This is a genomic window from Stenotrophomonas sp. VV52 (assembly GCF_002893095.1).
Lineage (GTDB): Bacteria > Pseudomonadota > Gammaproteobacteria > Xanthomonadales > Xanthomonadaceae > Stenotrophomonas > Stenotrophomonas aracearum.
On record NZ_PKQQ01000001.1, the window covers coordinates 449,029 to 472,199 of the forward strand.

Here is a 23,171-nt window from a genome sequence, read left to right on the forward strand (position 1 = left end):
TCTGCACGATGCCGGATCATGCGAGGAGCCGGCCGGCGGCCGGCACTACGGGCTCCGCACCATGCCCGATCAGAGCGGCAACCGGATGTCCACCAGCTTCCAGCTCAGCCCCTGCCGCTGCAGCACGAACACCACCGGGCCCTGCGCGGTCTGGGTGGTGGCGGTAAACCGCGACAGCGATTCGAACCGGTGGGTAGCGCCTTCCAGCGGCCGGGCCGCCTTCGGCGCGGCATAGGCGTCGTTGGTTTCCAGGTCGTTGCTGGCCCGCTTCCACAGGGTGTGGCCTTCCAGCAGCGCGCCGATCCCGGTCGGGGTCACCATCGCATCCACGGCGGTGCCACCCAGGCGCTGGCCAGCGGTGAGCAGCAATGCGCCCACGAGGTTTGACTGCACGTCCGGCCCGGCCTGGCGCACCACGTAGTCGTCCAGCTGCGCGCGAAGGTTCGCCCGCAGCATCGGGAAGTCCACGTAACGGTCCAGTTTCGAGGTATCGCGCTGCTCGATGGCCTGCGACAGCCCCCGAATGGTCAGGTACGGACCGGCCGCGACGAACCCGGCCAGCAGGACCGCAAGAACGACCAGGATCCAGATCAGCTTCTTCATGGGTCAGAACTCCAGATCCAACGCTGCACAAAGATAATCCACGAACGGCCCCAGCGTGACCAGGTCCTTGGCCAAGGTCTGGCGCAGCTTCGGCCCGGTCATGGTGGCGTCGTCCAGCGAGCGCCAGAACACCCAGTTGCGGTGCTTGAGGTCGTCGATGAACTCGAAGTCCGGTTCGAACCCGCGCGGGGCCCGCACCAGCTTCTCGCTTTCCTCGAAGTCGAACTTCCTGCGCAGCGCCGGCGCATGCGCCGCGGCCTTCCAGGCACCCGGGTTGTCCACGATGAAGTGGCGGACCTTGCGCTGGGTGGCCGGCTCGGGGTGCCACAGCCCGGCGCCGACGAAACTCTCGCCCGGCTGGAGGTGGATGTAGAAGGACGGCGCCGGCACCTGTTTGCGCCGCTCATGGAACAGCCGAGCACCCTGCCAGGTCTTGTACGGCGACTTGTCGTTGGAAAAACGCGCGTCGCGGTAGATCCGGAACAGCGAGCCGCCCACGCCGCGCGGGTCGGAACGGAAGTGGTCGCTCACCGCCGCCAGGTCCGGCTGCAGGTCGCTGATCAGGCGCAGGAAGGGCTGCCGCACATGTTCTTCGTACTTGTCCTTGTGCGCGTTGAACCAGGTCTTGTCGTTGTTGCGTGCCAGGCCGCGCAGGAAGGTGAAGCTGGCAGGGGTGAAATAGGTGCTCACAGGCTCTGCTCCAGGTCGTTGCCCCAGTCGCGCAGGCGCTGCAACAGGGCCAGTTTGTCGGGCGCGTCGGCGTGCTCGGCGGCCAAGGTGTCCAGCTGCGCGCGGAACTCCGCCAGGCTCTGCTCGCCCAGCGCCGCATCGCCAGACAGGCGCTGCCGGCGGTAGTCGTTCCAGCGATCGCGTTCGGCCGCATCCAGGGTCTGCGGATGGTTGCGCGCGCGGTAGCGGAACAGCAGTTCCGGCATGCGCGGGTCTTTCAGGCGCTCGGCGAAACCGGCCAGCTCGGCCGGTGGGCTGGTACGCAGGCGGGTCATCAGGGCCTTGTCGCCGTCGGCCAGGAAGCCGTCGTACAGCGAGGCATCCACGTCGCTGACCGTGGCGGTGCGCTCGCCGGCATAGACCTGGCGCACCTTCTCGACCAGCGCCGGGCCGGCCGCGCGCACCCGCGCGACATTGGCTTCCACGAGCGCCACGTCGATCCCCAACCGGGCGTGGTCGGCCGGGCGCAGGTGGTTCCAGGCGACCAGCGCCGGCACTTTGTTGAGGTGCACTTCCTTCAGCGGCACGCGCTGCTCGCCTTCGGCGAGGTCGGCCGCGCGGGTGTACAGGCGCGCAGCGAGGGTTTCGGCGGGCAGCGCCAGCAGCCCGTCGAGGTCGCCCTCCAGGTCCAGCGCGATCACCCGGTTGTTGATGTAAGGATGCCGCGCGATCGGCAGCACCGGGGCGGCGCACATGCGCTGGGCCGGGTAGCGCATCGAGATGTGCAACACCGGCTGCAGGGCGTCCACCTCGAGCAGGCTGCCGACGAAGCGCTTGTCGCGCAGCTTCAACGCGTAGTCCCACAGCCGCGGCTGGGCCTGCTTGAACAGGCGCGCCATGCCGATGGTGGCATGCACGTCCGACAGCGCCTCGTGCGCGTCGCCGACGCGCACATCGTTGGCCAGTGCCAGGTGTTCCAGCTTGAACGAGGTGGCGCCGTCTTCGCGCTGCGGCCAGGCAATGCCGTCCGGGCGCAGGGCATGCACCAGGCGCAGCATGTCCAGCAGGTCCCAGCGTGAATTGCCGTTGCGCCACTCGCGCTCGTACGGGTCGAAGAAGTTGCGGAACAGCCCGTGGCGGACGAATTCGTCGTCGAAGCGCAGCGTGTTGTAGCCCAGCGTGCAGGTGCCCGGCCGCGCCATCAGGTCGTTGATGCGCGCGAAGGCCTCGGCCTCGCTGACCCCTTCGGCCATCGCATGCTGCGGGGTGATGCCGGTGATCAGCGTCGCCACCGGCGACGGCAGCAGGTCGTCGGCCGGCTTCACGTAGAAGCTGACCGGTTCGTCGATCGGGTTCAGGTCGGCGTCGGTGCGGATCGCCGCGAACTGCGCGATGCGGGTGCGAAGCGGGTCCTGGCCGAAGGTTTCCAGGTCGTAGAACAGGAAGCTGTCGGCCATCAGTGCGCGCCCTCCAGCACCGGTAGTTGCGCGTGCACCACGCGCTCCAGCGCGGCCCAGTCGATGTGCTCCAGCGTTTCGTGACCGGCGGTGGCGTCCTGCAGGATCTTCCGCTGCAGTTCGGTGCGCTCCAGCGCCACCGCGTACGGTGTGTGCAGGAAGGTCACCATGGTGTAGTGCGGCACGAAGCGGGTCGGCCAACGCGCCTGCAGCGCCTGCTCCAGCTCGCGCTGCAGCAGGAACGCCGGGTCGGCCACGCGGTCGCGCATTTCCAGGTAGTTTTCCAGCGCCATCTGCTGGATCGCTTCGGCGTTCGGCTTGCGCTCGGCCTCGAACGCAGCGAACGCAGCGGCCAGCGAGTCTTCTTCCTGCAGGTGGCGGGCCAGCGCCACGCAGTCCTCGAACGCGCAGTTCATGCCCTGGCCGTGGAACGGCACCATCGCGTGCGCCGCATCGCCCAGCAGCACCGCGCGGCCGTGCAGGTGCCACTGGCGCAGGTGCAGGGTGCCGAGCAGGCCGGGCGGATGTTCTTCCCAGTCGCGGCGCAGGTTCGGAATCAAGGCCAGCGCATCCGGGAAGTCGCGCGCGAACAACGCCTCGGCTTCGGCGCCACTGTTGGTGGTGGCGAAGCTGGGGTTGCCCTCGTTGGGCAGGAACAACGTGACGGTGAACGTGCCTTCGTCATTCGGCAGCGCGATGCACATGTAGTTGCCGCGCGGCCAGATGTGCAGCGCGTTGGCCTCGATGCGGAACCCACCGTCGTCGCTGGGTGGGATCTCCAGCTCCTTGTAGGAGTGGTCGAGGAACTCGATGCGCTCGTCCAGCGGGTGCTTGCGGTTCATCGCCGCACGCAGCGCCGAACCGGCACCGTCGGCGCCGATCAGGGTGTCGAAGCGGATGTCGTGCGGGTGGTCGTTGCGGTCGTCGATGAAACGCGCGTAGCCGGCATCGAAATCCACCGTGTGCAGGCGGCGGTGGAAGTGCACCTGCGCGCCGGCGTCTTCGGCCAGCTGCAGCAGCGTGGTGTTGAGGTCCTTGCGGTGGATCGACCAGATCACTTCGCTGTCGTCGCGGCCATAACGCTGCAGCTGCGGCTCGCCCTGGCGCGGATGCACCATGCGCCCACGCATCATCACCGCCTTGGCCATGACCGCGTCTTCCACACCGGCCTGGCGCAGCGCGTTGCGCCCCCGTTCGGCCAGGGCCAGGTTGATCGAGCGGCCGCTCTCGTAGTCGCTTATCCGCGGGTCGCCGCGGCGTTCGTACAGGGTGATCCGCCAGCCCTGGCGGGACAGCAGGATGGCCAGCAGGGAGCCGGCCAGGCCGGCGCCGATGATGCTCAGGGAGCGGTGTGCAGATGCGATCAAGTCAGGGTCCACGCAGGGGAGGGCAGGCTTACAGGCCCGCCCAGGATTCCACTTCTTCGACGAAGTGATGCAGGTCGAGGTAACGGTTGTACAGCGGGGTGGGCGAAATGCGGATCACGTCCGGCTCACGCCAGTCGCCCAGCACGCCCACCGTCTGCAGGTATTCGAACAGGTTGCGGCCGCGCTCGCGGCCACCCACCACGCGCAGCGACAGCTGGCAGCCGCGGCGCTCGGGTTCGGCCGGGGTCAGCACCTCCAGCACCCCGGCCAGGCGGGCGCGCACCAGCGCGTCGAGCAGGCCGGTGAGCTGCAGCGACTTGGCGCGCATCGCCTCGATGCCGCCGGCCTTGTCGACCACGTCCAGCGCGGCGCGCAGCGGCGCCAGCCCGAGCACCGGCGGGTTGCTCAGCTGCCAGCCTTCGGCCCCCACCGCCGGGACGAACTGCGGCGCCATCTTGAAGCGGGTCGCTTCCTCATGGCCCCACCAGCCGGCGAACCGGGGCAGGCTGGCGTCGCGGTGGTGGCGTTCGTGCACGAAGCAGCCGGCCACGGCGCCGGGGCCGCTGTTGAGGTACTTGTAGTGGCACCAGACCGCGAAGTCCGGCGCGATGTCGTGCAGCTGCAGCGGCACGTTGCCGACCGAATGGGCCAGGTCGAAGCCGACCCGGGCGCCCTGCAGGCGTGCCATGCGGGTGATCGCGTCAAGGTCGAACACCTGGCCGCTGCGGTACTGCACGCCGGGCCACAGCACCAGCGCCAGGCGCGGGCCGTGCTCGGCGATGGCGCGCTCGATCGCGGCGAGCGAGAGGGTGCCTTTGGGTTCATCGGGCTGGACCTCGACCAGGTCGGTGGCCGGGTCGAAGCCGTGGAAGCGGATCTGCGACTCCACCGCATGGCGGTCGGTCGGGAAGGCGCCGGCCTCCATCAGGATCACCGGACGCTCGGCGGTGGGTCGATAGAAGCTGACCATCATCAGGTGCAGGTTCACGCTCAGCGTATTCATCGCCACCACTTCGCTGGGCAGCGCGCCGACCATCCGGGCCAGCTGCGCATTGACCAGCCGGTGGTAGCCCAGCCACTGGGTGTCGCCCGTGAAGTGGCCTTCCACTGCCAGCGCCCCCCACTTGTCCATCACCTCCTGCACGGCGGCCTTGGCGGCACGGGGCTGCAGGCCCAGCGAGTTGCCCACGAAATAGGTCTGGTCGCGGTGGTTGTGCTGGGGGAACACGAACTCGGCGCGCAGGGCACGCAGCGGGTCGGCGGCGTCCAGGGCGGTGGCATGGGTGCGGCTGAGGAGCTCGGACATGGGTCGATCAGGGTTGGCAGTGAAACCGCAGTCTATCCATGCGAGCTGTATATGGCACGAATCCTATAACGCGGGGTCAGCCACCCGGCAGCGGGTCGACATGCCCGCAGTTGTCGCAGGTGCGCATGCGGATGTCGGCCTGGTAGCGGGCGAACAGCTTGGGCAGGTCGGTTTCGATGTTCTGCAGGGTGAAATACTCTTCGTACAGCTTGTGGTTGCAGCGCTCGCAGAACCACATTACGCCGTCCTTTTCGTGCGGCAGGCGCCTGCGTTCGACCACCAGGCCAACCCCGCCGGGCGGGCGGCGCGGCGAGTGCGGCACCTTGCCCGGCAGCAGGAAGATCTCGCCGGCGCGGATCGGAATGTCGCGCACCGCGCCGTCTTCCTGCACCTTCAGCAGCATCTCGCCTTCAAGCTGGTAGAACCACTCCGGGCCTTCGTCGTAGTGGAAGTCGGTGCGGCTGTTCGGGCCGCCGACCACCATGATGATGAAGTCGCCGTTCTCGATCATCTTGTTGCCCACCGGCGGCTTGAGCAGGTGGCGGTTTTCTTCGATCCAGCCAAGCAGGTTGATCGGCGAGGGCAGCATGGTGGTTTCCGTGGTGAAGGTCAGTCGCGCTTGCCGCGGCGCGGCACGTGCGCAAGCGCTTTTTCGTAGGCCGGGGCCAGGTCTTCGGGCGCACCGACGTCGATACCCATCTCGCGCACCCGGCCGTCCTTCAGGCTGTAGACCCAGCCATGCACCATCAGCTTCTGCCCGCGCGCCCAGGCGTCCTGCACGATGGTCGAGCGGCAGGCGTTGACCACCTGTTCGATCACGTTGAGCTCGCACAGGCGGGCGTGCTTCAGGTCGGGATCCTCGATCGCATCCAGGATCGCCGAATGCTTCTGTGCCACGTCGCTGACATGGCGCAGCCAGTTGTCGGCCAGGCCTACGCGGGTGTTGTTCAGGCTGGCATGCACGCCGCCGCAGCCGTAGTGGCCGACGATCAGGATGTGCTTGATCTTCAGCTGGTCCACCGCGTACTGGATCACGCTCAGGCAGTTCAGGTCGGTGTGCACGACCACGTTGGCGATATTGCGGTGCACGAACACTTCGCCCGGGGCCATGCCGATGATCTGGTTGGCCGGCACGCGCGAATCGGAACAACCGATCCACAGGTACTCCGGGTGCTGCTGCTTGGCCAGCTGGTGGAAGAACTCAGGGTCTTCCTTCTCGATCCGGTCGGCCCAGTCGCGGTTGTTCTGCAGCAGCTTGTGGATGTCTTTCATCGATTACGGTATCCCGTGAGGTGGGGTGGGTCAGCTGCCGGCGGCGGGCTGCTCGCGTACCTGGCGCATCCACTGCGCCAGGTCCTGGGAAACGGGGGAGCCCGAGCCCTCCAGGGCATCGATCACCGACAGCTGGTTGGCCTCGGGATGGTTCTGGCTCAGCTTGAGCTTGATCTGCACCTGGCTGGGGCGGAAACGGAAGCCGACGATGCCCTTCAGCATGCGGGTCTGGCGCAGGTCGTCGCGGTCCAGGCGCCAGTCGTTGCCGACGCTGGCCTCATTGACCGCGCTGAGCGCGTCCAGCATGTCCATCAGCTCGGACGGGTCGGTGACCGGCTCGAGCGCGCCGCGCAGTTCGGCGGCGGCGTAGTTCCAGGTCGGCACGCGGCCGGCGCTGTCCTTGTCCGGGTACCAGCCCGGCGAAAGGTAGGCGTGCGGGCCGTGCACCAGCATCAGCGCCGGCCCGGCATGGCCGGCCTGCGGGTTGGGGCGGGCCCAGTGGCCTTCGATCAGGATGTCCTCGCCGTCGCGGCGGTACACCACCGGCAGCAGGGTGACCTGCGGCAGGCCATCGCTGCCGGTGGTCACCAGGGTGACGAACGCATCGCGCGCCAGCAGCCGGTCCAGCCAGGTCAGGTCGGTCGCAACGAAGTCGGACGGGATGAACATCGGGGGATCAGGCGCGCGCGCCCAGGTTCCGCACCATCTGCCCCTTCAGGCCGTCATCGTCGTCGGCGTGCGGCGGCTGCACTTCATGCAGGGTGAAGCCGCGCACCAGCGCGTCTTCTTCGTCCAGCCCGTCGAATTCGACGAACTCGGCGTCGAACAGCTGCGAACGCGCGGTGTCTTCGCTGTCGTAGCTCAGCGTGTTGCCATCGCTGTCGAGCACTTCGGCGGTGCCGGCGGCGCGCACGCGCAGGCGTGCCCAGATGAGGGTGTTGCCCAGGCTTGCCAGCCACCAGGAGTCGCGTACGGCGGAGATATCGTTCATGTCAGTACCATCGAAAGCAGCCAGAGCAGGGCGGCCATGCCCAGTCCGGCCAGCAGGGTGAGCAGCGACAGCCAGGCCGGCGTGGCCAGCCCCGACAGCGAACGGTCGGGGGTGCCGCGGTAGTCCCGGCCCAGCAGCCAGCGCAGCGCGTCCGGGCGCAGGAAGGCACCACTGCCGAAGCGGTTGGCCAGGGCAGGGTGGCGGTCGCGGATGTGGACCAGGGTCAGCGGCCAGAAAATCACGAAGGCACTGAACCCGGCGATCGCCACGCCGACGAAACACAGCGCGAGGAACAGGGTCATGGGCGTGCCTCCGTGGTGGGAATCAGAATTCGGCGCTGCCCGGTGCGCGCGGGTAGGGGATGGCGTCGCGGATGTTGCCCAGCCCGCACACGTACACCACCAGGCGCTCGAAGCCGAGGCCGAAACCGGCGTGCGGCACCGAACCGTAGCGGCGGAAATCGCGGTACCAGCCGTAGTGCGCCGGGTCCAGGCCGAACTGCGCCATGCGCGCGTCCAGCACGTCCAGGCGCTCTTCGCGCTGGCTGCCGCCGATGATCTCGCCGATGCCCGGGGCCAGCACGTCCATCGCCGCGACGGTCTTGCCGTCGTCGTTCAGGCGCATGTAGAACGCCTTGATGTGCTCGGGGTAGTTGGTCACCACCACCGGGCGGCCGATGTGTTCTTCGGTCAGCCAGCGCTCGTGCTCGGTCTGCAGGTCCAGGCCCCATTCGACCGGGAAGTCGAACTTCCTGCCGGAGTTCTGCAGCAGCTTCACCGCCTCGGTGTAGTCGATCTGTTCGAACGGGGCGTTGATGAAGCCTTCCAGCTTGGTGATCGCGTTCTTGTCCACGCGCTCGGCCAGGAAGGCCAGGTCGTCGCCACGTTCGTCGAGCACCGCGCGGAACAGGTACTTCAGGAACTGCTCGGCCAGGCGGGCGTCTTCGGCCAGGTCGGCGAAGGCGATCTCCGGCTCGATCATCCAGAACTCGGCCAGGTGGCGGGTGGTGTTGGAGTTTTCGGCACGGAAGGTCGGGCCGAAGGTGTACACCTTGCTCAGCGCCAGGCAGTAAGCCTCGACGTTGAGCTGTCCGGACACGGTCAGGAAGGTTTCCTTGCCGAAGAAGTCGCGGCTGAAGTCCACCTTGCCCTGCGCGTCGCGCGGCAGGTTGACCATGTCCAGGGTCGAGACGCGGAACATCTGCCCGGCGCCTTCGGCGTCGGAGGTGGTGATGATCGGGGTGCTGATCCAGTTGAAGCCGTTCTGGTGGAAGAACCGGTGCACGGCCTGGGCCAGGCAGTTGCGGATGCGGGTGACCGCACCGAACAGGTTGGTGCGCGGGCGCAGGTGGGCCACTTCGCGCAGGAACTCGGCGCTCATCGGCTTGGGCTGGATCGGGTAGGTCAGCGGGTCTTCGACCAGGCCGACGATCTCGATGTCGCTGGCCTGGATCTCGAACGACTGGCCCTTGCCCTGCGACTTGACCAGGGTGCCGCGCGCGATCACCGAGCAGCCGGGGGTCAGTGCCTTGATCTCGTCGAAGTTGCCCAGGGTGTCATTGGCCACCACCTGGATGGGGGCGAAGCAGGAGCCGTCGGTGACATTGACGAAGGCCAGCGCCGCAGACCCGCGCACCGTGCGCACCCAGCCCCGTACTGTTGCCTCGCCGCCTTCCGGGATCTTCCCGGCAAGCGCATGTTCAACGCTGACCACCGTCATGACTTGAATCCTCTGTTGATCGACTCGATCTCTGAACGAGGAGTTTAACGGTTGCAGCGTTCTGCTTGCGAGGCATTTCTGACTGGGCCGTAGACCTATAATGTGTCCGATCCGCTGGAGTCGTCTGTCATGGCTGTCACCCTTACCCCTGTTGCCTTCGCCCGTGTCCAGAAGTTCGTGGCCCAGACCCCGGACGCATTGGGCCTGCGTTTCGGCGTGACCCGCACCGGCTGTTCCGGCTGGGGCCACATCACCGACCTGGCCCGCGACCAGCGCGAGGGCGACACCGTGTTCGAGCAGGACGGGGTCCGCATCTACGTGGATGCCGACAGCCTGGCCCTGGTCGATGGAACCGAGATCGACTTCGGCAAGCAGGGCCTGAGCGAGACGTTCACGTTCAGGAACCCGAACGCCACCGCCGAATGCGGCTGCGGCGAGAGCTTCACCACCGAGGCCGACAAGGCCTGAGCGGGCCCCCGGGGCGGCCCGGCGGCCGCCCGGCTTGCCCGGAACCCTGTCTGCTGCGATAATGCGCGGCTTCCTGCCCGTTTTCCGGCAGGAACCCTTGCTCCACCGCGTTCACCTGCGGGGAGCTGTCCGGCCCGCAAGGGCCACATCCGAAAGGTATACACACATGAGTCGTCATTACGAAGTCGTGTTCATGGTCCATCCGGACCAGAGCGAGCAGGTCCCGGCCATGATCGAGCGCTACAAGTCGCTGGTCGAAACCGGTAACGGCACCATCCACCGCCTGGAAGACTGGGGCCGTCGCCAGCTGGCGTACCCGATCCAGAACCTGGTCAAGGCACATTACGTGCTGATGAACATCGAAGTGGACCAGGCCGTTCTGACCGAACTGACCGAAAGCTTCAAGTTCAACGACGCCGTGCTGCGCAACCTGGTGCTGGTCCGCGACGCGGCCGACACCGAGCAGTCGCTGATCATGAAGAGCAAGGACGAGAAGGGCGACAAGCCCGAGCGTGGCGAGCGTCGTCGTCGTGACGACGAAGAAGGCGAAGCCGCCAACACCGCTGACAACGAAGCCGGCGACGACGCCGCTTCCGCCGCCTAAGGAGCACGCACATGTCCAAGTTCTTCCGTCGCCGCAAGTTCTGCAAGTTCACGGCCGAAGGTGTCAAGGAGATCGACTACAAGGATCTCAACACCCTGCGCCAGTACCTCACCGAGAACGGCAAGATCGTGCCGAGCCGCGTGACCGGTACCAAGTCGAAGTACCAGCGCCAGCTGGCAACGGCCGTCAAGCGCGCCCGTTTCCTGGCCCTGATCCCGTACACCGACAACCACGACGTCTGATGAAGGCGGGCGACCCCGGGTCGCCCCTTTCACGGTTCGATATTCGGACAGCCATCCGCTGCGGGGTTTTCCCCGCTAACGAATACATTTTTGGAGCAACACCATGAAGCTGATTCTTCTCCAGAAGGTCACCAACCTCGGCGGCCTGGGCGACCAGGTCGACGTGAAGCCGGGCTACGGCCGCAACTTCCTCGTTCCGACCGGCAAGGCCGTTCCGGCCACCGCCTCGAACGTTGCCGAGTTCGAAGCCAAGCGCGCCGAGTACGAAGCCAAGGCCCAGTCGATCCACGCTGACGCCGAAGCCCGCAAGGCCAAGCTGGAAGGCAAGAGCGTCACCATCGCCGCCAACGCGTCGACCGAAGGCAAGCTGTACGGCTCGGTCGGCCCGCGCGACATCGCCGAAGCCTTCACCAAGGCCGGCGTGGCGCTGGAAAAGAGCGAAGTCATCCTGGGCGAAGGCGCCTTCCGCAACGTCGGCGAGTTCGAGGTGGTCATCCACCTGCACGCCGACGTCGAAACCACCGTCCAGGTGGTCGTGGTCGCCGAAGCCTGATCCCAGCCGAAAGGCCGTGATCGCCGAAACGGGTACCCGCAAGGGTGCCCGTTTTTGTTTTTGGGGAAGGGCCCCCTTTTGCCATGGCCACCGATCAACTCTCCAAGGGGTGGCGGGTGGGGGGTACGGGACCGTGAAGGCACATGGATGTGCCGCCCGAGCCTAACGGGAGATTTGAGGCGTGTCCCGTACCCCCCACCCGCCGCCCCAAAGCCAGGATTGCATCAGCCGTCGGCTGTTCGCCTGGATCCAACAGCAGCCGGGCAGAGCCCGGCTCTACCGATTTGGGAGCACGGGCGCGTCAGGCTCCGTACGCCCGTGGAACAGCCGCCCCGTTATACTCGGGCCATCGCGACTGTCCGGAAGCCCTCTACGCCATGCGTCTGTCCACGATCAAGCTCTCCGGCTTCAAGTCGTTTGTTGATCCCACCACCCTGCATCTGCCCACCAACATGACCGGCGTGGTCGGGCCCAATGGCTGTGGCAAGTCCAACATCATCGATGCCGTGCGCTGGGTCATGGGCGAAAGCTCCGCCAGCCGCCTGCGTGGCGACTCGCTGACCGACGTCATCTTTTCCGGCTCCTCCGCGCGCAAGCCCGTCTCGCAGGCGACCGTCGAACTGATCTTCGACAATACCGACCACACCATTTCCGGCGAGTACGCCTCGTTCAACGAAATCTCGGTCAAGCGTACCGTCAGCCGCGACGGCAGCAGCAACTACTACCTCAACGGTACCAAGTGCCGCCGCCGCGACATCACCGACCTGTTCCTCGGTACCGGCCTCGGCCCGCGCAGCTACTCCATCATCGAACAGGGCATGATCAGCCAGATCATCGAAGCCCGCCCCGAAGACCTGCGCGTCTACCTCGAAGAAGCCGCCGGCATCTCCAAGTACAAGGAACGCCGCAAGGAAACCGAAACCCGCATCCGCCACACCCGCGAGAACCTCGACCGCCTCAACGACCTGCGCGAGGAAATCGGCAAACAGCTCGAACACCTCAAGCGCCAGGCCCGCCAGGCCGAACAATACCAGGGCCTGCAGGAAGAGCGCCGGGTCAAGGACGCCGAGTGGAAGGCCCTTGAGTACCGCAACCTCGACACCCGCCTCGGCAGCCTCCGCGAAGCCCTCTCGCAGGAAGAAACCCGCCTGCAGCAGTTCATCGCCGAACAGCGCGACGCCGAAGCCCGTATCGAAACCAGCCGCGTGCGCCGCGAAGAAGCCGCCGACGCCCTCAGCACCGCCCAGGCCGAGGTCTATCAGGTCGGCAGCACCCTGGCCCGGCTCGAACAGCAGATCCAGCACCAGCGCGAGATGTCCCAGCGCCTGCACAAGGCCCGCGACGAAACCTCCCAGGCCCTGGCCGAACTTGGCCAGCACATCAGCGGCGACGAAGCCAAGCTGACCGTCCTGCGCGACGCCGTCGACCTCGCCGAGCCCCAGCTCGAACAGCTGCAGGAAGAAAACGAGATCAAGCAGGAAGCCCTGCGCGACGCCGAAGCCAAGCTGGCCGACTGGCAGGCGCGCTGGGAAGCCCATACCCGCACCACCTCCGAAGCTTCGCGCGCCGGCGAAGTCGAACGCACCCGCGTCGACTACCTCGACCGCCAGGTGCTCGAAGCCGACCGCCGCCGCGAAGCGCTCAGCGCCGAACGTGTCGGCCTCGACCTCGACGCACTGGCCGAAGCCTTCGAAGAACTGCAGCTGCAGCACGAAACCCAGAAGGCCTCGCTCGACGGCCTGACCGAACAGGTCGAAGCCCGCAAGGAAGCCGTCGCCGGCCTGCAGGACCGCCAGCGCACCGGCCAGACCGAACTGGCCGACATCCGCAAGCAGGCCCAGGCCGCGCGCGGCCGCCTGTCCTCGCTCGAAACCCTGCAGCAGGCCGCCCTCGGCCAGGAGCAGGGCGCCGCCGTCGCCTGGCTCAAGCAGCACGGGCTGGATTCCGGCGCCCGTGTCGGCGAACGCCTGAGCGTCGAGAATGGCTGGGAAAACGCTGTCGAAAGCGCGCTCGGCCAGCTCATCGAAGGCGTCCTGGTCGACGCCCCCGAACAGCTCGTCGGCGCCCTGGCCGAGCTCGGCGACGGGCGCATCGCCCTGGTCTCCGCCGACACCAGCCCGCTCCAGGTCGCCCCGACCTCGCTGGCCGCCAAGGTCCAGGGTCCCACCGCCATCCGTCGCCTGCTGGCCCGCCTGCATGCCGCCGAGGACCTCGAACAGGCGCGTGCCCTGCAGGCCACCCTGGCCGACGGCGACTCGGTGATCACCCGTGGCGGCGAACGCCTCGGCGAAGGCTGGGTCCGCGTCTCGCGCTCGGGCGCCGCCAAGCAGGGCGCATTGCTGCGCGAACGCGAGATCGTCAGCCTGCGCGAGCAGATCGATACCCTGCAGGAACGCGAAGCCGAACTCGAAAACCGCCTGGCCGGATTCCGTGACCAGCTGCTGGCCGGCGAACAGCAGCGCGAAGACGCGCAGCGCCAGCTGTACCTGGCCCACCGCAGCGTCTCCGAACTCGGTGGCCAGCTGCAGAGCCAGCAGGGCAAGGTGGACGCCGCGCGCACCCGCATCGACCGCATCGAAGGCGAGCTCTCCCAGCTGCTGGAGAACCTCGACGCCAGCCGCGAACAGGTCCGCGAAGCGCGTGGCCGCCTGGACGACGCGGTCAACAGCATGGGCGACCTTGAATCCACCCGCGAAGCGCTGGAAAGCGAACGCCGCCAGCTCGGCGATGCCCGCGACCGCGCCCGCGAAGCCGCGCGCAACGTGCGCGACAGCGCGCACTCGCTGGCCCTCACCCTGGAGTCGCAGCGCACCCAGGTCGCCTCGCTCAGCCAGGCGCTGGAGCGCATGAGCACCCAGCGCGGCCAGCTCGATTCACGCCTTGGCGAACTGCACTCCCAGCTCGACGAAGGCGACTCGCCGGTGCACGCGCTGGAAGCCGAACACCAGAACGCCCTCGGCGAACGCGTCCGTGCCGACCGCGTGCTCGGCGAAGCCCGCACCCTGCTCGAAAGCATCGACGCCGAACTGCGCAGCTTCGAACAGACCCGCCACCAGCGCGACGAACAGGCCCTGGCCCAGCGCGAGCGCATTTCCCAGCGCAAGCTCGACCAGCAGGCCCTGGTGCTCAGCGCCGACCAGCTCACCGCTTCGGTGGAGAAGGCCGGTTTCGTGCTGCAGGACGTGATCAACACCCTGCCCGAAGACGCCCGCATCAGCGACTGGGAACAGACCGTGCACCAGATCGACGGGCGCATGCGCCGGCTCGAGCCGGTCAACCTGGCGGCCATCCAGGAGTATGGCGAGGCCTCGCAGCGCTCGGACTACCTGGACGCGCAGAACACCGACCTGACCACCGCGCTGGAAACCCTCGAAGACGCCATCCGCAAGATCGACCGCGAGACCCGCGGCCGCTTCAAGGACACCTTCGACCGGGTCAACGCCGGCGTGCAGCAGCTGTACCCGCGCCTGTTCGGCGGTGGCCACGCCTACCTCGAACTGACCGGTGAAGACCTCCTCGACACGGGTGTGACCATCATGGCGCGCCCGCCTGGCAAGCGGGTGTCCAGCATCTCGCTGCTGTCCGGCGGCGAGAAGGCGATGACCGCGGTGGCGCTGGTGTTTGCGATCTTCCAGCTCAACCCGGCCCCGTTCTGCCTGCTGGACGAAGTGGACGCGCCATTGGATGAAGCCAATGTCGGCCGCCTCGCCAACATGGTCAAGGAAATGAGCGAGAAGGTGCAGTTCCTGTTCGTCAGCCACAACAAGGCCACGATGGAAGCCGCGCACCAGCTCTCGGGCGTGACCATGCGCGAACCGGGCGTCAGCCGCCTGGTCAGCGTGGACCTGGAAGAGGCGGCACGATTGGCGGGCGCGGCCTGACGTGCCATGCTTACCTGAACGTATTTAGCTGGAGACCTTTCGAATGTCCGACATGGCACTGCTCCGCATCGGCATCCTGGCCGCCGGCCTGCTGCTGATTGCTGCGATCTTCCTGTTTGGCCGGCCGCGGAAAAAGTCGCAGGGCCGCCGCGTGGAAAGCGGCGAAGGGACCGGCCAGCGCCGCGAGCCACTGCTGGGCGAAACCGAGCCCGGCGCCGAGGGCAGTGCCGCCGACGACGGCGTGACCCAGCCCGAGCTCGGCCTGCCGGAGGTGGACAGCCCGGCCAGCGACCTCGGCAAGCGCACCACCCAGGACTTCGACAAGATCGTCTCGCTGTTCGTGGCGGCCCGCGCCGGCGAGAAGCTGCGCGGCGAAGACATCGTGGTCGCGGCCGAGAAGACCGGCCTGGTGTTCGGCCACATGAACGTGTTCCACCGCCTGGTCGAAGGCCATCCCGAGCGCGGCCCGATCTTCTCGATGGCCAACATCATGAAGCCGGGCAGCTTCGACATGGCCAACATCCGCGAGATGGAAACCCCGGCGATCGCCTTCTTCCTGACCCTGCCGGCGCCGCTGACCGCGCTGGACGCCTGGGAAAAGATGCTGCCCACCGTCGAACGCATGGGCGAACTGCTCGGTGGCGAGGTCCTGGACGACAGCCGCAACACCCTGGGCCGCCAGCGCGTCGCACACATCCGCGACGAGCTGCGCGCGTATGACCGACAGCATCAAGCGCCGCCCCTTACGAAATCCCCACGCTGGTAGAGCCACCCCTGGGTGGCTGCACCGCCGGCATCCCCGCGTTACGCGATCACCGCCGCGAACGCGGTGCGGAACGCCTCCATCTCTGCTTCCGTTCCCACGCTGACCCGCACGATCTTCGGCCAGATCGGCCAGCTTCGGCCGATCACCACGCCGCGTTCGGCCATCGCCTTGGTGAACCCTGCGCCGTCGCGCTGCACGTCGACCATGAAGCAGTTCGCCTCGCTCGGCAGGCACCGGAATCCGCGCGTTTCCAGCCATTCCACCGTGGCCTGCCGCAGCCGCGTGTTCTGCCCGCGCCGCTGCGCCACCAGGCCCGGCTCGCGCAGGCTGGCCAGGCCGGCCGCCAACGCGGTGACCGGCAGCGGGTTGTCGCCCAGGCTGGCCAGCTCGCGCAGCCGGTCCGGGTGCGCCGCCGCCACGCCCAGGCGCAGGCCGGCCATGCCATACAGCTTGGAGAACGTGCGCAGCACGATCACATCGTCGCGCTGCATCACCTGCGCGATTACCGACGGCTGCGCGCTGAACTGCAGGTAGGCCTCGTCCACCAGCAGCCGGGTCTGCGCCGGCTTGTTGGCCAGCAGCCACGCCACATCCGCCGCCGGGGTGATCGAGCCGGTCGGGTTGTTGGGATTGCACAGGTACATCAGGCCCGCATCGACCCGCCGTGCCGCCTCGACCATCGCGTGCACGTCATGCGCGCCATCGGCGCGCAGCGGCACCTTCGCCACCGTGGCGCCGCGCGCGGCGGCGAGGTCGCCCAGGCTCTCGAAGGTCGGATCCGCCACCACCAGCCCGGCCGTCGGCGACGTCCAGACCACCGCCGCCCGGTTCAACGGTTCGCTCGACCCCGGATACAGGCGCACGCGGTCGGCACTGAGCCCTTCCTGCTGCGCAAACGTGTCGCGCAGTTCGCCAGCCAGCGCGAACAGGTAGCGACCGCTTTCGGCCACGATCGCGCGGGCCGCCGCCTGCGCCGACGGGGCAGGGCCATAGGGGCTCTCGTTGAAGTTGAGCAGCACCGTGCCGGCCGCGGCGGGTCTGGTCGGCAGGATCACACTGGACGCGGCCGCAGCCGGCGCCAGGCCGATGCCGGACAGGGCCAGCCCGGTACCGGCCAGCTGCAGGAAGGAACGGCGGGACGCAACGGGCGATGACATGGCGGGAACACCGAAGGCAGGACAATGGCGGCACGCTAGCTCCACGCCGCGTGCCAGGCAAGCGACATCGGCGACATTTCGTCGGGCTCCGATCCGTTAAAATTCACTACCCCTCCAGGATGTCCGCCGCATGAGTCCCAGCCCCGCCCAACGTGCCGAGGCCCTGCGCCGCCAGATCGACGAGGCCGGCAAGGCGTACTACGAGCGCGACGAGCAGCTGATTCCGGATGCCGATTACGACCGCCTGGTGCGCGAGCTGGAAGCGCTCGAACAGGCGCACCCGGAGTTGGTCCAGGCCGACTCCCCGACCCAGCGGGTCGGCGGCAAGGCCTCCTCGCGTTTCGCCGAAGTCCGCCACGCGGTGCCGATGCTGTCGCTGGGCAATGCCTTCAGCGACGAGGAAGTGCAGGACTTCGTGCGCCGCATCGGCGAGCGCCTGCGTCGCGACGCGCTGTTTTTCTCCGCCGAACCCAAGCTCGACGGCCTGGCGATCAGCCTGCGCTACGAAGACGGCCGCTTCGTGCAGGGCGCCACCCGTGGCGACGGCAGCACCGGCGAGGACGTCAGCGCCAACCTGCGCCAGATCAAGGTCATTCCGCACACCCTGCAGGGCAGCGGCTGGCCGCAGGTGCTGGAAGTGCGCGGCGAGGTCTACATGGCACGCGCCGATTTCGAGGCCTACAACGCCGACGCGCGCCTGCATGAAGGCAAGGTGCTGGCCAACCCGCGCAACGCCGCGGCCGGTTCGCTGCGCCAGCTGGACCCCAGGCTCAGTGCGCGCCGCAAGCTGAGTTTCTACGCCTACGGCATTGGCGAAGTGCAGGGCGGCGAACTGCCGCCGACCCATTCGGCCACGCTGGCCCAGCTCAAGGCCTGGGGCTTCCCGGTCAGCGAGCTGTGCCAGGTGGTGGAGGGCAGCGACGGCCTGCTCGCCTATTACCGTGACATCGGCGAACGCCGCGACGGCCTGGCCTTCGACATCGACGGCGTGGTCTACAAGCTGGACGACCGCGCCGGCCAGGAGCAGATGGGCTTCGTCTCGCGCGCGCCGCGCTGGGCCATCGCGCACAAGTTCCCGGCGCAGGAGCAGACCACCACGGTGGAGGCCATCGAGATCCAGATCGGCCGCACCGGCGCGGCCACGCCGGTGGCGCGGCTGCACCCGGTGGCGGTGGCCGGCGTGATCGTCTCCAATGCGACCCTGCACAACGCCGACCAGATCGAACGGCTGGACGTGCGGGTCGGCGACACCGTGATCGTGCGCCGCGCCGGCGATGTGATTCCCGAAGTGGTGAGCGTGATCGCCGAGCGTCGCCCGGCCGGTACCTCGGCGTGGCGCATGCCCACCGAGTGTCCGGTGTGCGGTTCGGAGATCGTGCGCGAGGAAGGCGCCGCCGCGTGGCGCTGCTCGGGCGAGCTGAGCTGCCCGGCCCAGCGCAAGGAAGCCATCGCGCACTTCGCCTCGCGCCGCGCGATGGATATCGACGGGCTGGGCGGCAAGTACATCGAAACCCTGGTCGACGCCGGCATCGTGCGCGGCGTGGCAGACCTGTACCGCCTGACCCGCGACCAGCTGCTGCAGCTCAAGCTGGTGCTGGATGCCGAGTCGCCGCAGGCATTGGCCAGCCAGATCGGCCTGCACCTGCCGCCGGAGGGCAGCGGCCAGTACCTGCGCGACGTGCTGGCCCTGGATGCCGGCGATGAGGGCTGGCGCGCACGCGCACTGTCGCTGCCGGCCGCGTTCGAATGGAACACGAAGAAGATCGCCACCAAGTGGGCCGACAACCTGATCGCCGCGATCGACGCCAGCCGCACCACCACGCTGGAGCGCCTGCTGTTCGCGCTGGGTATCGAGCATGTCGGCGAAAGCACCGCCAAGGCGCTGGCCATCTGGTTCGGCGACCTGGAACTGATCCGCCACCTGCCGTGGCCGTTGTTCAAGCGGGTGCCGGACATCGGCGGCGAAGTGGCGCGTTCGCTCGGGCACTTCTTCGAACAGCCGGGCAACCAGGAGGCGATCGACGCGTTGCTGCAGGTCGGCCAGGTGCGCATCAGCGACACCCACCCGCCGAGCGCGAAACTGCGCGATGGACTGGATTTCGCCCAGCTGCTGGTGGAAGCGGAGATTCCCGGCATCACCCGCCTGCGTGCGGAGAAGTTGACCGCGGTGCTGCCCGACGCCGCAAGCGTGCTGGATGCCGAGCCGGTGCAGCTGGTCGCCGCCGGCCTGCCCAACGAGGTGGCGCTGGGCGTTGCCGAGTGGCTGGACAGCAACGGCAATGGACCGATGCTGCTCAAGGCCGACGACTACCGGCGCACGTTGCTGGAGCGCGCCCCGGAAGCGTCGGCGCAGGCCGCCGGTCCGCTCGACGGGCAGACCGTGGTACTGACCGGAACCCTCTCGCAGATGACCCGTGACGAGGCCAAGGAGCGGTTGGAGGCGCTGGGTGCGAAGGTGGCCGGCAGCGTGTCGAAGAAGACCTCGTTCGTGGTGGCGGGTACGGATGCGGGATCGAAGCTGACCAAAGCCAACGAATTGGGCGTGGAAGTCTGGGATGAAGAACGACTGGTAGCGTTCCTCGCCCGATGACGCAGCCGGGCAGGGCCCGGCTCTACCGCCACCGCCGAACCCCCGTTTCAAAGGACACCCCATGCACACCGCACCCCTCGACTTCCGCCTTGCCACCGTCGCCGACACCGAACTGGTCATCGGCCTGATGCGTGAGTTCTACGCCGAAGACCACCTGGACTTCGAGGAAGCACGCGTGCGCCGTGCACTGGCCGCGCTGCTGGAAGACCCGCGCAATGGCGAGGTGCTGCTGTGGTTGTCCGAAACCGGTGAAGTGGTCGGCCACGCCGCGCTGGCCATGGGCTTCAGCCTGGAGCAGGGCGGCCATTTCGCGCTGCTCGACGAGCTGTACCTCAGCCACGCCGCACGCGGCCGCGGGCGCGGCAAGCAGGCGCTGGCCATCCTCGAACAGCGCGCCAACGCGCGCGGCGTGGAGCGCATGCGCCTGGAAGTGAACCACCACAACGAACTGGCGCGGCGCCTGTACGTCGCCACCGGCTATGTCGACGACACCCGCAGCCTGCTCACCCTGCAGCTGGCCAAGCGCCTGCGGGACGCGCGCGCGTGATCGCCGCACTGCGCCAGCGCGCCGCGTTGAACGCGCTGATCCGGCGCTTCTTTGCCGAACGCGACGTGCTGGAAGTGGAAACCCCGATCCTGTCGGCGGCGGGCAACACCGAACCCAACATCGACAGCTTCCACACCCGCTTCAGTGGCCACGCCGATGCCGGCACGGCGCAGCGCTGGCTGCGCACCTCCCCGGAGTACCCGCTCAAGCGCCTGCTCGCGGCGGGCGTCGGCGACTGTTACGAGCTCGGCCGGGTGTTCCGCAACGGCGAGGCCGGTGGCCGGCACAACCCGGAGTTCACCATGCTCGAATGGTACCGGGTCGGCTGGGACCACCACCGCCTGATCGAGGAAACCGCTGCGCTGGTGCGTGCCGCACTGGCGCTGGTGCAGCGCGACGCCCGATTGGAGGTACTGGACTACCGCAGCCTGTATCGCCGGCACGTCGGGCTGGACCCGTTCGACGCCACCGACGCGGAACTGCAGGCGCCGCTGGCCGACATCCGCATCGACCCAGAGGGACTGACCCGCGACGACTGGTTGGACCTGCTGATGACCCACTGCATCCAGCCGCATTTCAGCGACGACTGCATGACCGTGGTGCACGACTGGCCGGCCACCCAGGCCGCACTGGCGCGGGTGCGCCCGGGCACGCCGCCGCTGGCCGAACGTTTCGAGCTGTACCTCGGTGCGGTCGAGCTGGCCAACGGCTACCACGAACTGAACGATGCGACCGAACAGCGCGCCCGCTTCGCGCGCGACCACGCGCTGCGAAGCGCACGCGGCGCGGTGCTGCCGCCGATGGATGAACACCTCATCGAGGCATTGCCGTCACTGCCGGACTGCGCCGGCGTGGCGGTCGGCGTGGACCGGCTGTTGATGGCGATGAACCGCACCGGGCGTATCGCCGACGTGCTTGCGTTCGACTTCGCGCACGCCTGAATCCGTGCGCATCGCCATGCGCCTGTCTTGCGCGTTGCGCATGATGATGCTCTGATCACACCCGATGTCGGATGGTGTCGACGTAATCGTTCAGTGGCGGCGGGAAGGGTGGTGATGACGCAGGTGCAAGCGGCTGGACCAATGACGTCGGCAACGACGTGGGGCATGCCGTCATGGGGTGCGCCGCGCTGGACGCTGTCTGCATTGGGCCTGGTGCTGTGCGCCGGCATGCTGCCCGCCGTTGCCCAGGCCGAGACCGGCTACAGCGCCCAGGTCGTGCGCTGCCAGTCACGCGACATGGAGTGGGTGCACTGCGACATGCCGGTGGCCAACGGCGTCGACCTGGTCCGCCAGCTCTCCGACAACAGCTGCGTGCGTGGCTCGGAGTGGGGCACCGACCGCACCGGCGTGTGGGTCACCCTGGGCTGCCGGGCCGAGTTCCGCAGCCGTAATCCCTCCGGCGCCGACAAGGATCCCGGTCGCAACGTGCGCCGCGTGGTGCGCTGCGAATCCAACGGCCGCCCCAGCAGCTGCCCGGTGATCCTGCAGGGCGCACCGGTGCGCCTGCTACGCCAGCTGGGCGCGTTGCCGTGCCGCGAAGGCCACAGCTGGGGCGTCAAGCGCAACGAGATCTGGGTCACCCGCGGCTGTCAGGGCGATTTTGAAGTGGGTGCGGCCGACGGCAGCGGTTTCCTCAACGTGCCGCGCACCGTGGTCTGCGAATCCAAGTCCCGCCAGCGACGGTTCTGCGGTGCCGGGATCAGCAGAAGCGCGGTACTGGTCAAGCAGCTCTCCGGCAGCCCCTGTGAGGAAGGCCGGAGCTGGGGCTGGGACACGCGCGGGGTGTGGGTCGACAACGGTTGCCGGGCCGAATTCCAGGTCAACTGAACCCGTTACAATGGGGGCATGAACGCATCCCCCGACATCGATTACGCCCGCTACGACCATATCCGGCCGATCCTGTGGACCGGCGATTCCCTGCAGCTGCTCGACCAGCGCAAGCTGCCGTTCGTGGTGGAGCACGTGGAATGCCGTGACAGCGACGCGGTGGCCGAGGCCATCCACGCGCTGACCGTGCGTGGCGCCCCGGCGATCGGAATTGCCGCCGCGTGGGGCGTGGTGCTGGCCGCGCAGCAGGTCCAGGCCGACGACGGCGCCCAGGCGCTGGCCAAGCTCGAACCGGCCCTGCAGCGCCTGAACGCTTCGCGCCCGACCGCCGTGAATCTTGCCTGGGCGCTGGCAAGAATGCGTCGCGCGCTGGCCCCGGCCGGCGCCGACTGGGCGCAGGTGCTGGCCGATGAAGCGCAGGCCATCGCCGAGGAAGACCTGGCCGCCAACCGCCACATGGGCGCGCTGGGCGCCGGCCTGATCGACGCCGGCAGCGGCGTGCTGACCCACTGCAACACCGGCTCGCTGGCCACCGCCGGCTTTGGTACCGCGCTGGGCGTGATCCGCGCAGGCATGGCCCAGCACCGCATCGGCCGCGTGTTCGCCGGCGAAACCCGGCCGTGGCTGCAGGGCGCGCGCCTGACCGTGTGGGAGCTGCAGCAGGACGGCATCGACGCCACCCTGATCGCCGACTCGGCCGCCTCGCATCTGATGAAGACCGGTGCGGTGCAGTGGGTGATCGTGGGCGCCGACCGCATCTGCGCCAACGGCGATACCGCCAACAAGATCGGCACCTACCAGCTGGCGATCGCCGCCCGCCACCACGGGGTGAAGTTCATGGTGGTGGCGCCGTCCTCCACGGTGGACATGGACACCGCCGACGGCGCGCAGATCGAGATCGAGCAGCGCGACCCCGGCGAGCTGTACGGCGTCGGCGGCACCCGTACGGTGGCCGAAGGCATTGCCGCCTGGAACCCGGTCTTCGACGTCACACCGGGCGAGCTGATCGACGCCATCGTGACCGAGAAGGGCGTGATCCTGAACCCCACCGTCGCCAACATGCAGGCCGCCTTCGGCTGAGACTCTCGGAATACCTGTAAGTCCCTGATTTATGCCGGTAAAAACCCCGTAAACAGCGGCTAAACACCCT

General features: G+C 68.0%; 23 protein-coding genes. 11 read left to right on the forward strand and 12 right to left on the reverse strand.

Going from position 1 to position 23,171, the window contains the following annotated elements; genetic code table 11:
• Window positions 1-69: 69 nt before the first annotated feature.
• From C2U58_RS04470 to asnS, 11 genes are all read right to left on the reverse strand, one after another.
• Window positions 70-603 (reverse strand): DUF2939 domain-containing protein, encoded by a 534-nt coding sequence (locus tag C2U58_RS04470; RefSeq protein ID WP_102944719.1) that lies wholly within the window; start codon window positions 601-603, stop codon window positions 70-72.
• Window positions 604-606: 3 nt separating this feature from the next.
• Window positions 607-1,293, reverse strand: a complete 687-nt coding sequence (locus C2U58_RS04475; RefSeq protein WP_102944720.1) for a DUF2461 domain-containing protein — start codon at window positions 1,291-1,293, stop codon at window positions 607-609.
• Window positions 1,290-2,729 (reverse strand): exodeoxyribonuclease I, encoded by a 1,440-nt coding sequence (sbcB, locus tag C2U58_RS04480; RefSeq protein WP_102944721.1) that lies wholly within the window; start codon window positions 2,727-2,729, stop codon window positions 1,290-1,292. The genes C2U58_RS04475 and sbcB overlap by 4 nt, the downstream gene beginning before the upstream one ends.
• Window positions 2,729-4,096: an NAD(P)/FAD-dependent oxidoreductase gene (locus C2U58_RS04485; RefSeq protein ID WP_102945012.1), complete on the reverse strand. Its 1,368-nt coding sequence runs from the start codon at window positions 4,094-4,096 to the stop codon at window positions 2,729-2,731. The genes sbcB and C2U58_RS04485 overlap by 1 nt, the downstream gene beginning before the upstream one ends.
• Window positions 4,097-4,124: 28 nt before the next feature.
• The gene (gene kynU, locus C2U58_RS04490) at window positions 4,125-5,402 is read right to left on the reverse strand and encodes a kynureninase (RefSeq protein WP_102944722.1); all 1,278 of its coding nucleotides are present in this window, start codon (window positions 5,400-5,402) and stop codon (window positions 4,125-4,127) included.
• Between the two features lie 76 nt (window positions 5,403-5,478).
• Entirely contained in the window at window positions 5,479-5,991 is a 513-nt protein-coding gene (locus C2U58_RS04495; RefSeq protein WP_102944723.1) for a 3-hydroxyanthranilate 3,4-dioxygenase, read from the reverse strand.
• A 20-nt stretch (window positions 5,992-6,011) separates the two neighbouring features.
• Window positions 6,012-6,674: a carbonate dehydratase gene (gene can, locus C2U58_RS04500; RefSeq protein WP_102944724.1), complete on the reverse strand. Its 663-nt coding sequence runs from the start codon at window positions 6,672-6,674 to the stop codon at window positions 6,012-6,014.
• Between the two features lie 30 nt (window positions 6,675-6,704).
• Entirely contained in the window at window positions 6,705-7,343 is a 639-nt protein-coding gene (locus C2U58_RS04505; protein WP_102944725.1) for an FMN-binding negative transcriptional regulator, read from the reverse strand.
• 7 nt (window positions 7,344-7,350) lie between these two features.
• Window positions 7,351-7,665: a hypothetical protein gene (locus C2U58_RS04510; RefSeq protein ID WP_102944726.1), complete on the reverse strand. Its 315-nt coding sequence runs from the start codon at window positions 7,663-7,665 to the stop codon at window positions 7,351-7,353.
• Complete coding sequence (locus C2U58_RS04515; RefSeq protein ID WP_102944727.1) at window positions 7,662-7,967, reverse strand: hypothetical protein; 306 nt, start codon at window positions 7,965-7,967, stop codon at window positions 7,662-7,664. The genes C2U58_RS04510 and C2U58_RS04515 overlap by 4 nt, the downstream gene beginning before the upstream one ends.
• 22 nt (window positions 7,968-7,989) lie before the next feature.
• The gene (asnS, locus tag C2U58_RS04520) at window positions 7,990-9,384 is read right to left on the reverse strand and encodes an asparagine--tRNA ligase (RefSeq protein WP_102944728.1); all 1,395 of its coding nucleotides are present in this window, start codon (window positions 9,382-9,384) and stop codon (window positions 7,990-7,992) included.
• 129 nt (window positions 9,385-9,513) lie between these two features.
• Between asnS and C2U58_RS04525 the strand changes: the two genes are divergently transcribed.
• From C2U58_RS04525 to zipA, 6 genes are all read left to right on the forward strand, one after another.
• Window positions 9,514-9,852 carry an iron-sulfur cluster assembly accessory protein gene (locus C2U58_RS04525; protein ID WP_102944729.1) on the forward strand — a complete coding sequence of 113 codons (339 nt, stop codon included), beginning with the start codon at window positions 9,514-9,516 and terminating at the stop codon, window positions 9,850-9,852.
• Window positions 9,853-10,018: 166 nt separating this feature from the next.
• The gene (gene rpsF / locus C2U58_RS04530; RefSeq protein WP_070209226.1) at window positions 10,019-10,456 is read left to right on the forward strand and encodes a 30S ribosomal protein S6; all 438 of its coding nucleotides are present in this window, start codon (window positions 10,019-10,021) and stop codon (window positions 10,454-10,456) included.
• 11 nt (window positions 10,457-10,467) lie between these two features.
• Window positions 10,468-10,698 carry a 30S ribosomal protein S18 gene (gene rpsR / locus C2U58_RS04535; RefSeq protein ID WP_002804494.1) on the forward strand — a complete coding sequence of 77 codons (231 nt, stop codon included), beginning with the start codon at window positions 10,468-10,470 and terminating at the stop codon, window positions 10,696-10,698.
• Window positions 10,699-10,801: 103 nt separating this feature from the next.
• Window positions 10,802-11,251: a 50S ribosomal protein L9 gene (gene rplI, locus C2U58_RS04540; protein WP_102944730.1), complete on the forward strand. Its 450-nt coding sequence runs from the start codon at window positions 10,802-10,804 to the stop codon at window positions 11,249-11,251.
• A 377-nt stretch (window positions 11,252-11,628) separates the two neighbouring features.
• On the forward strand, window positions 11,629-15,132 hold the full coding sequence (gene smc / locus C2U58_RS04545) for a chromosome segregation protein SMC (RefSeq protein ID WP_102944731.1): 3,504 nt from the start codon (window positions 11,629-11,631) through the stop codon (window positions 15,130-15,132).
• A gap of 43 nt (window positions 15,133-15,175) precedes the next feature.
• Entirely contained in the window at window positions 15,176-15,898 is a 723-nt protein-coding gene (zipA, locus tag C2U58_RS04550) for a cell division protein ZipA (RefSeq protein WP_102944732.1), read from the forward strand.
• A 38-nt stretch (window positions 15,899-15,936) separates the two neighbouring features.
• Here the strand turns inward: zipA and C2U58_RS04555 are convergent, their stop codons facing one another.
• Complete coding sequence (locus C2U58_RS04555; protein WP_102944733.1) at window positions 15,937-17,055, reverse strand: pyridoxal phosphate-dependent aminotransferase; 1,119 nt, start codon at window positions 17,053-17,055, stop codon at window positions 15,937-15,939.
• Window positions 17,056-17,185: 130 nt separating this feature from the next.
• On the opposite strand from C2U58_RS04555, the gene ligA reads away from it, so the two are divergent.
• The 5 genes from ligA (at window position 17,186) to mtnA (ending at window position 23,101) form a co-directional block, all read left to right on the forward strand.
• Window positions 17,186-19,645: an NAD-dependent DNA ligase LigA gene (gene ligA, locus C2U58_RS04560; protein ID WP_102944734.1), complete on the forward strand. Its 2,460-nt coding sequence runs from the start codon at window positions 17,186-17,188 to the stop codon at window positions 19,643-19,645.
• Between the two features lie 61 nt (window positions 19,646-19,706).
• The gene (locus C2U58_RS04565) at window positions 19,707-20,192 is read left to right on the forward strand and encodes a GNAT family N-acetyltransferase (RefSeq protein WP_102944735.1); all 486 of its coding nucleotides are present in this window, start codon (window positions 19,707-19,709) and stop codon (window positions 20,190-20,192) included.
• Entirely contained in the window at window positions 20,189-21,133 is a 945-nt protein-coding gene (gene epmA / locus C2U58_RS04570) for an EF-P lysine aminoacylase EpmA (protein ID WP_102944736.1), read from the forward strand. Before C2U58_RS04565 ends, epmA begins: the two co-directional genes overlap by 4 nt.
• A gap of 228 nt (window positions 21,134-21,361) precedes the next feature.
• The gene (locus tag C2U58_RS04575) at window positions 21,362-22,021 is read left to right on the forward strand and encodes a DUF3011 domain-containing protein (RefSeq protein WP_102945013.1); all 660 of its coding nucleotides are present in this window, start codon (window positions 21,362-21,364) and stop codon (window positions 22,019-22,021) included.
• An 18-nt stretch (window positions 22,022-22,039) separates the two neighbouring features.
• Window positions 22,040-23,101 carry an S-methyl-5-thioribose-1-phosphate isomerase gene (gene mtnA / locus C2U58_RS04580; RefSeq protein ID WP_070206387.1) on the forward strand — a complete coding sequence of 354 codons (1,062 nt, stop codon included), beginning with the start codon at window positions 22,040-22,042 and terminating at the stop codon, window positions 23,099-23,101.
• The last annotated feature ends 70 nt before the right edge of the window (window positions 23,102-23,171 follow it).

What these genes read in the sequence shown, in the direction of transcription:
- C2U58_RS04470 (WP_102944719.1), bottom strand. Translation starts at nt 603, where the DNA reads ATGAAGAAGCTGATCTGGATCCTGGTCGTTCTTGCGGTCCTGCTGGCC.
- sbcB (WP_102944721.1), bottom strand. Translation starts at nt 2,729, where the DNA reads ATGGCCGACAGCTTCCTGTTCTACGACCTGGAAACCTTCGGCCAGGAC.
- kynU (WP_102944722.1), bottom strand. Translation starts at nt 5,402, where the DNA reads ATGTCCGAGCTCCTCAGCCGCACCCATGCCACCGCCCTGGACGCCGCC.
- C2U58_RS04495 (WP_102944723.1), bottom strand. Translation starts at nt 5,991, where the DNA reads ATGCTGCCCTCGCCGATCAACCTGCTTGGCTGGATCGAAGAAAACCGC.
- can (WP_102944724.1), bottom strand. Translation starts at nt 6,674, where the DNA reads ATGAAAGACATCCACAAGCTGCTGCAGAACAACCGCGACTGGGCCGAC.
- C2U58_RS04505 (WP_102944725.1), bottom strand. Translation starts at nt 7,343, where the DNA reads ATGTTCATCCCGTCCGACTTCGTTGCGACCGACCTGACCTGGCTGGAC.
- C2U58_RS04510 (WP_102944726.1), bottom strand. Translation starts at nt 7,665, where the DNA reads ATGAACGATATCTCCGCCGTACGCGACTCCTGGTGGCTGGCAAGCCTG.
- C2U58_RS04515 (WP_102944727.1), bottom strand. Translation starts at nt 7,967, where the DNA reads ATGACCCTGTTCCTCGCGCTGTGTTTCGTCGGCGTGGCGATCGCCGGG.
- asnS (WP_102944728.1), bottom strand. Translation starts at nt 9,384, where the DNA reads ATGACGGTGGTCAGCGTTGAACATGCGCTTGCCGGGAAGATCCCGGAA.
- C2U58_RS04525 (WP_102944729.1), top strand. Translation starts at nt 9,514, where the DNA reads ATGGCTGTCACCCTTACCCCTGTTGCCTTCGCCCGTGTCCAGAAGTTC.
- rpsF (WP_070209226.1), top strand. Translation starts at nt 10,019, where the DNA reads ATGAGTCGTCATTACGAAGTCGTGTTCATGGTCCATCCGGACCAGAGC.
- rpsR (WP_002804494.1), top strand. Translation starts at nt 10,468, where the DNA reads ATGTCCAAGTTCTTCCGTCGCCGCAAGTTCTGCAAGTTCACGGCCGAA.
- rplI (WP_102944730.1), top strand. Translation starts at nt 10,802, where the DNA reads ATGAAGCTGATTCTTCTCCAGAAGGTCACCAACCTCGGCGGCCTGGGC.
- smc (WP_102944731.1), top strand. Translation starts at nt 11,629, where the DNA reads ATGCGTCTGTCCACGATCAAGCTCTCCGGCTTCAAGTCGTTTGTTGAT.
- zipA (WP_102944732.1), top strand. Translation starts at nt 15,176, where the DNA reads ATGTCCGACATGGCACTGCTCCGCATCGGCATCCTGGCCGCCGGCCTG.
- C2U58_RS04555 (WP_102944733.1), bottom strand. Translation starts at nt 17,055, where the DNA reads ATGTCATCGCCCGTTGCGTCCCGCCGTTCCTTCCTGCAGCTGGCCGGT.
- ligA (WP_102944734.1), top strand. Translation starts at nt 17,186, where the DNA reads ATGAGTCCCAGCCCCGCCCAACGTGCCGAGGCCCTGCGCCGCCAGATC.
- C2U58_RS04565 (WP_102944735.1), top strand. Translation starts at nt 19,707, where the DNA reads ATGCACACCGCACCCCTCGACTTCCGCCTTGCCACCGTCGCCGACACC.
- C2U58_RS04575 (WP_102945013.1), top strand. Translation starts at nt 21,362, where the DNA reads ATGCTGCCCGCCGTTGCCCAGGCCGAGACCGGCTACAGCGCCCAGGTC.
- mtnA (WP_070206387.1), top strand. Translation starts at nt 22,040, where the DNA reads ATGAACGCATCCCCCGACATCGATTACGCCCGCTACGACCATATCCGG.